The organism is Mojavia sp. (genome assembly GCF_059505145.1).
In genome coordinates this window covers 1-6,949 of sequence record NZ_JCACKA010000012.1, presented here as the reverse complement: position 1 = coordinate 6,949, position 6,949 = coordinate 1, and the positions used below count along the sequence as shown (strand labels likewise).

At 40.9% G+C, this 6,949-nt stretch carries 9 protein-coding genes and 1 pseudogene; 4 read left to right on the top strand and 6 right to left on the bottom strand.

The genetic code is table 11. From position 1 onward, the window contains the following. Positions 1-59 precede the first annotated feature (59 nt). Positions 60-551, top strand: a pseudogene (locus AC5JL8_RS01450) (IS66 family transposase); the annotation flags it as partial. Between the two features lie 248 nt (positions 552-799). Here the strand turns inward: AC5JL8_RS01450 and AC5JL8_RS01445 are convergent. The 4 genes from AC5JL8_RS01445 to AC5JL8_RS01430 form a co-directional block, all read right to left on the bottom strand. Continuing rightward, a complete protein-coding gene (locus AC5JL8_RS01445) occupies positions 800-1,534 on the bottom strand; it encodes a hypothetical protein (protein WP_495878003.1) in 735 nt (244 codons plus the stop codon). A 69-nt stretch (positions 1,535-1,603) separates the two neighbouring features. Continuing rightward, positions 1,604-1,774: a hypothetical protein gene (locus AC5JL8_RS01440; RefSeq protein WP_495878002.1), complete on the bottom strand. Its 171-nt coding sequence runs from the start codon at positions 1,772-1,774 to the stop codon at positions 1,604-1,606. A 59-nt stretch (positions 1,775-1,833) separates the two neighbouring features. Next, complete coding sequence (locus tag AC5JL8_RS01435; protein ID WP_495878001.1) at positions 1,834-1,992, bottom strand: hypothetical protein; 159 nt, start codon at positions 1,990-1,992, stop codon at positions 1,834-1,836. A 103-nt stretch (positions 1,993-2,095) separates the two neighbouring features. After that, positions 2,096-2,560: a hypothetical protein gene (locus AC5JL8_RS01430; RefSeq protein ID WP_495878000.1), complete on the bottom strand. Its 465-nt coding sequence runs from the start codon at positions 2,558-2,560 to the stop codon at positions 2,096-2,098. Positions 2,561-2,854: 294 nt separating this feature from the next. On the opposite strand from AC5JL8_RS01430, the gene AC5JL8_RS01425 reads away from it, so the two are divergent. Next, entirely contained in the window at positions 2,855-3,115 is a 261-nt protein-coding gene (locus AC5JL8_RS01425; protein ID WP_495877999.1) for a hypothetical protein, read from the top strand. Between the two features lie 140 nt (positions 3,116-3,255). On the opposite strand, the gene AC5JL8_RS01420 is transcribed toward AC5JL8_RS01425, so the two are convergent. Then, positions 3,256-3,963 (bottom strand): hypothetical protein, encoded by a 708-nt coding sequence (locus tag AC5JL8_RS01420; protein WP_495877998.1) that lies wholly within the window; start codon positions 3,961-3,963, stop codon positions 3,256-3,258. 10 nt (positions 3,964-3,973) lie between these two features. Further along, a complete protein-coding gene (locus tag AC5JL8_RS01415; protein ID WP_495877997.1) occupies positions 3,974-4,159 on the bottom strand; it encodes a hypothetical protein in 186 nt (61 codons plus the stop codon). An 872-nt stretch (positions 4,160-5,031) separates the two neighbouring features. Between AC5JL8_RS01415 and AC5JL8_RS01410 the strand changes: the two genes are divergently transcribed. Further along, complete coding sequence (locus tag AC5JL8_RS01410; RefSeq protein WP_495877996.1) at positions 5,032-6,204, top strand: ParB/RepB/Spo0J family partition protein; 1,173 nt, start codon at positions 5,032-5,034, stop codon at positions 6,202-6,204. Between the two features lie 233 nt (positions 6,205-6,437). After that, on the top strand, positions 6,438-6,926 hold the full coding sequence (locus AC5JL8_RS01405; protein ID WP_495877995.1) for an SDR family NAD(P)-dependent oxidoreductase: 489 nt from the start codon (positions 6,438-6,440) through the stop codon (positions 6,924-6,926). Positions 6,927-6,949 lie beyond the last annotated feature (23 nt).

The following is a 6,949-nucleotide window of genomic DNA, read 5'->3' as shown; positions in this document are numbered from 1 at the left end:
GATGACTTTGAAATCCTTATTAGTTTTTGTTAGGAAATAAGGTGCGTTTCCCCTGAGCATTTGTTGGTTTAATTGATGAAGCTTTTAGACACTACGCTCACTGGTTTAAGACTCTTAACTCCACCAATTACAACGTAGTGGTCACTCAATTCAAATCCAAGTTGCAATCCTCTATTGATCAATGGGTTAACTTAGCAGGGGCTACAGCCGCAAACCTTTTACGTTCTTTGCGCGATAAAGCGCATCAATGGTGGTATTTCCTTGACAATCCTGAAGTTCCCCCCGATAACAATCAGGCCGAACGAGCGCTGCGTTTGGCTGTGACAAAACGTAAAGTTAGTGGTGGTTCCCGTTCAATGGAACGGTTTCAACACACTGCTAATTTGCTGACGGTGGTACAAACTTGAGGCAGCGCGTTGGGCGGCTCTGCCGACTTGAAGCGACTGCCGTGTCGCCGTCAAGGTAGGTCTGTCATTGATTTTTTTACACAGGCTCTAATTGCTGATTCTCATAATTATCTGTCTCACCCTTCTTTACTTCCTCAATATTAGACCTGAATCCTTACCAATAAATTTCTTTAAAATTATAATATATACATTTTGTCAATACCCTTAATGATATATATTAAAGCAATAGCTTTTTCATATATAATTTTTCAACTCCCTTAGTAGGAGGAAGAGATAGAGGATAGCTAAAGAAATAAAAACTGCGGGATTTAAAATAAGATGTCTTAAAGCTTGAGGAAGATCAGCGTTTAGTAACCGCTATTAAAGATGAGGCTTCAACCACTTGAAATAAATTAAGCCGGAATTGTCACCAACCGTCCGCCGTCGCATAACCTTTGCAATGCTGAGTTAATATGGCGAGGGGTTGCGTCGGGATTGCGACTGTTGATGTTGGGCGACGACGAGAATGGCGGATTCATCAGCACAACTGAGGGCTGAGTCTTTCCTGCCAAATAGTCGTTGATTTGTTCTGCGTTGACTGAAAATAATGGTGTGCCAGGAAACAGCCGACGCAGAATCTTGGTTCTGTCGGGTGAAAGTTCGTTGAGCATAAGACTCGCCCCGTACAACTTGGCAAACTGAGCCAGAATCCCAGTCCCAGCACTTGGTTCAAGAGTCAGGTCGTGAGGAGTGATTTGTCCAGCCATTGCCACCAAGTATGCCAACGGTAGCCCAGTCGAGAATTGCTGGAGTTGCAATTGCTCCTGGGTGCGGCGGGTGTGTGTGGGACAAAGCGACTCAAGCAGTTGCAGTTGTTCTAAGGGGTTGTGTGGTATTCCTTGGCGGCGGAGGTAGAGAATTAGTGCAACTTCAACAGCCTCATACGCATCCTTCCACAACCACTTGCCCTCTGCCGCAGTGCCGTTGAAGTAACGATTCATTTGAGATTGAATCGTTTTTGTAGCAATAGGACGATGATCAATGAGTGATTTTGTTAGTTCTTGGGCAACACCAAAGATTGACTGCCCATAATCTAAAACGGTTTGCAGGTCGAATAGGCAACCCTGTGTAGCGATTTGGCTGACCATGACTATTATATATAGATATAAATTTCACAAAAATTCGGCGTAGCTGATTCTGAAGAGTGAGCAAAGCAATCAAATTAGACTTAATTGCTTGATGTGGATTTCTTGTGGATGCTCACGTTCGAGCCAATCAAAAGCACATTCCAGGTTGAGCAAGAATTCTCGCCACTGTTTCGGTTCGGAGATACCAGCAGATGTTTGTTTTGCTGCATATTCGTTTACCAACAGGGCTAACTCAATCATGTGCTTTGTAAGTATCGAATGCCAGTTGGTTGCACTTTTCTCTAACTCGCCGTTTGACTCTAAGAGGCGAAGTTTTCTGTGAATATGCTGTAGCGAGCTTGGAAATATTCTCCCGACAGCGCAATTGTTCTTTCCAAATGCTCTCTGGCAACTGCAAACTCCGGCTCAACAGGGGCATACTGGAGGGCTACTACTAAAGCACAGTAGGCTGCTTGCATTATTCTAATTTTTAAAACGACAAAAAGAGCGATGGCTTTGCCAACGCCAAGGGCGAACGCTTGTAGTAATTGCGATCGCCTCTTTCAGAATCAAGTTGTGAGGTTAAGCCACCGACTTCTGGCGAGACTTACGAGGTGTTACCGTAGTTTTCGGCTGGCTAGTTTTGCTGGTTTTGGTAGATTTTGGTTTAGCGGATTTAGTAGATTTGGTGGTTGCCGCTTTCGGTTGTACAACAGAAGCTGCTGGCAGTAGCAATTTTAAGGTAGGGAATTGAAGTACAACAGGTTCAGGCTGTATTGCGGTTGGTGGAAGGTCTGTGTCAAGATCCCAAGGGCTAGGCAGTTGCGCGAACTCTGGTTCCGATTCTGGTGTAGCGATTGTTAGGAGTGCTGATACAGTGACTGCTGCTGCGATTACTTGATTTGTTGAAGCGATAGGTGCAATCGCGATCGCAGAATATGAATACGGTAGCCAGAACAAGCCGTTTACGAAGTCTACGAACACAAGGCTAACGAAACTCATGAAAATAACTCCAATTGCCAAGGACAAGATTGATTGAATATCCATTGTTGTTCTCCTGAAGTACGAGAGATGTTCATTGGCGAATAGCGAAGCGTTTGAACTGTATGCTTTTGAAAAATTTAGAAAGTAGCAAAAGATTTAGGCACAAATTTTGGTGTGGAGGATTAAATTTGTAGAAGCCTGATCCTCTCTGTAAATTTGGCTCCCGCTAAAGGGTGAGAATGCCCGATAAACCTGTAGTGAAAACTGGGCAATTAGGCTAAAAAATCTGATGAGAAAGGCTAAGATTCAGAGTGGTGCTGAACAACTTCCAACCATTAAGCCGTAGTAAACGAAACAATGGCCAGTAAAGAAATTCAAGTCAAAGAGTACACTGTCCGAGCGCACAAACGACAAATCCATACGCGCGTTTTTAACTTCGTCTGTAAGCAATGCGATCAATCAACTTCTCGTGAGACTTATGGCCCACGACCCCTGTACTGTGAAACCTGCCGTCCTCCAGGGCCTCCTAAAAAGTCTTCTGTTGCTGCACCTGCCAAGAAAGGTAAGCCCAGGGCTAAGGTTTATAAAAGCGATATTGATTTTCAAAAGTCTTCGTGAGCGATCGCTGATTATAAACAAAATGCTTCTGGATAATGGCATACCAGAAGCATTGAGTGTGTTTTACTTTGGGCGATTTGAACCGTTTACCAGTACAATTGTACTGTCTAATGGGTGTTTTGTTAACCTGTAGAGATCGCCTACTCAATCTTCCAACCATCGAAAAGGTTGGGCTGGTCTACACCGTACTGTCGTTGAACTAGCCGTCGTAGTTCTGCTACAGAATTGGCCGATTTCATCAGAATCAAAATTGATGTGATGTGTGGGGACAATCTCTGTTTCGTTGTCTCCTCAAGCAACTGATGTATTTTGTGCTTTCTGTGGCCATTGGGTAATACAGGGTTAACTTGATCAAGTTTGAGTTTTTCCTCTGGTGTCATCCAACTATAGACAAACTCCCAGTAGTACAAGCCATTGCGAATGTTCTTTTTGTGCAGCTTGGTGATCCTTGCCAAGTTTTCTTCAAATTCTGTTTCAAACATTCTTGTCCAAGGCTGGGGCGTTTCCAGAATGCGATTTAGTTCTTGCCTTTGCTTGGATGATGATTGATATTGTTCTGGTAGCCAACCTGTTTTGGCTTGAATGAAACTGTTGATTCCAATCGCACCAATCGCATCCAAAGCCGCTGCCGCTTCTGGTTTTCCCTTGCGTTCATAGTAGCGCAGAATCCCCCAGCAAACTTGAGCTTTAATCGGGGTGGTTTCTCCTCCTTTAACAGTGGTTTTATCGGTCAGGTATAAGTCGCTTTCTACAAGGCTTTGAAGCCAATATGGTGCTTTGTTTTCGGTCAGGTTTTTTAGCAGATTTTGCACCGTACTCAGCCGCACTCCACACAGCCTTGAATTCAAAATTCAAAATTCAAAATGCAAAGTTAAAAAGAAAGAAAAATTTTGAATTAAATTTGGGTACAAGCCCCACTGATTTTAATTTTGAATTGATAATTTTTAATTTTGAATTGTTTTGGCTCATCCCTGATTCTCCAGTGCTGGCAATGGTGAAATATCCTACACCATCTATTTCTTGGCGCAAGATATCGTCAGACATATTGGTTTGTCCTTAAAGCTTGTGATTGAGCGTAGTCGAATTTTTGAAACTTGAACGGTAGCTAACCCGTTTTCTGCTGTTTAAAGCGAAGCGTGTCGATCAAAGATTGATTCAGTTCCTAGTAATCCACGATGCAAACTTTTCGCACGGTGGATTACTATCTGTGTGAGATTAGCTTTGTTTGCTGTAGACTCTCTTGGCAAAGGCGGAACAGCTTAGACGCGAACATGGGGCAGCAATGTCTGTGCTACGAATAGTCAAAGGTGAGGATGAGTATTCACTGACAACCCAGATCAACTTTGTGCCGATGATTAATTGTCGATTGATTGCATATATAGTCATTGGACTTGTCCTTGTTTGAAGCGAGGAGATTACAATCGGTCAAATCCGTTGAGCAAAGCTAGAACAAGCTTACTGAGGAAGGTTGTCTTAAAGGTATATGAGAAAAATTTTCTCACAAAGTACATATTAAACACTGAGCTTGAAATAGTGATAAATATAACATTTATTACTGTACCCTAAATGACACCTAAATAGTCCCCATATAGGGGTCAAATTACTCAATAAATATTGAGTAAGCTTATGGGGGTCATTTGGCAGTCATTTATCCCCCATAATAAATTTTGAATTTTAACTTTAGTAAATAAGGTTAACAGACGTGGCATAAAATAATTAACGTCAAGCTTAAGCTGATCGAGAATATCGCCTAAAACTATTAGCCTAACTATTTGAAATTTGAAAAATTGGTTTAATAAAGTTGCTTGATTTCGTAGAACAAGCATTACAATGGTCTATTCTAGAATTTAGCTGTCAACATTAAACAGTAGTATTCGCTAAATACTCAATTCTTGAAATTACAACTCTAATTATTTATGAATCGAAAGTCCACAAAAGTAATTGCTATTGTGAATCAATCCGGTGGGGCAGGTAAGTCAACATTAACTCAAAACCTTGGTTATCATCTTGCACTTAAACACAGAGTATTACTTGTGGATTTAGACCCACAAGCATCCCTAACAGCCTTTATGGGGTTAAGTAAAGAGAAGCTAACCGATGAGCAAAATATTTACGGTGCCCTTACTGAACGTACTTTAGATAGATTATCGGGTTTGGATGGGCTATTTGGAAAAGACGAGGACGCTACGATACCAGCTTCAAGCTTACCAATATCCCAAATTATCCTTCCTAAATCTCAACCCCGACGCTATTTTGATCAAAAGAAACTCGAATCTCTTGCTAACAGCATTATAGAAGTTGGGTTGTTAGAGCCTATAGTTGTTAGGTGTATTGGAGAAAATACTTACGAACTTATAGCAGGTGAACGCCGCCTTAAAGCTTGCCAGATAGCTAAATTAGAAAATGTAGCTGTGAATATTATCGAATGCGATAACGTTACAGCTACCCGTATTCGTTTAGTTGAAAACCTTCAACGTGAAGATTTGAATGTTTATGAAGAAACTATTGGAATTTTAGAACTACTAGCAACTTTGCTGAAGATAGACCAAGAAACAGTAGTTCAACATCTATACCAAATGCACCATGCGTATAACGGTGAAACTGGACATAACGTTATGTCCAACGAAGAAAGTCTCACCATACAAGAAGTTTTTACTCAATTAGGTAAAATTACATGGCAGTCTTTTGTATCAAACAGACTCCCTATATTAAATCTGAAAGATGATATTAAAGCAGTTTTAGCTAAGGGAGAATTAGAGTATACGAAAGCTTTAGCAATATCTAAAATTAAAGATAAAGACAAACGGGCTGAAGTGTTGAGCCAGGCAATAGAGGAGAGCCTTTCTCTATCTAAAATTAAAGAAATAGTAAAAGAAATTCTTCAGCAGATTCTAAAAGACGAGAAGAATGTAAGCGTTAAAAAACAATATCAAGAAAAAACAAGTCACATCTTTAAACTTCTCAAAAAAAGTAAGATTTGGGATGATGATAAAAAACTTAAACAACTTATGAAAAGTATTGGTCAGATAGAAAAGCTTTTATCTGAAACAGATTTAACTTCTGAAATCGAGAATGATATTGGTAGCTAGAAAGTTTTTATTGTCTAAATTGCAGCCAAATCCAAGTAAATTTTACATACCAAACCTAGTAAATCTTCGCCTTACTTAACACTATACTCACGTAACCTTAGCCATGTTGCTTTCAACATTGTAACTTTGGTTACTAACTATTACCCTTAAACTAGAAATTGATTAACAAAGACACTTAATGCTAACCCAATCTAGCTAACGCATTTCCTGTCATTGAGTATGAACGAAGAAGCATGAACGAGCAGAATGAACTATTAAAACAGCACTTAATAGAAGCGATTTCTTGCCAAAATCTGCAAAAAATCCAAAAAATTCTCACCGAAGCACAATTAGATGATGAGACGATAATCCTGAAAGAAGCCCTTTTGCAAGTAGAGTATGCAAATTTTGTTTGGTTCTTGCTTGAATACGTAGGCTCCACTCCAGGGTGGGGCATCTACTCCTCAACCAAGTTTGCAGTTGAAGGCATTACCGAAGCGCTGCATGATGAGTTAGCGCCTCTGGGCATCCATGCAACTGTGGTCGAGCCTGGATACTTCCGGACTAATTTTCTCGATGGCAGCTCGCTCCAGCGCACTGCAATGGAAATCCCGGATTACGTGGACACGGTCGGTAAAGTTCGTAAAATCGCTTCTGACTTGAGCTATCAACAACCGGGAGACCCCACCAAGCTTGCTCAAGCGATGCTTCAACGGGTGAACGAAAAAAGGTGTGGGGAATAAAAAACAGGTTAGCGTAGATAGTA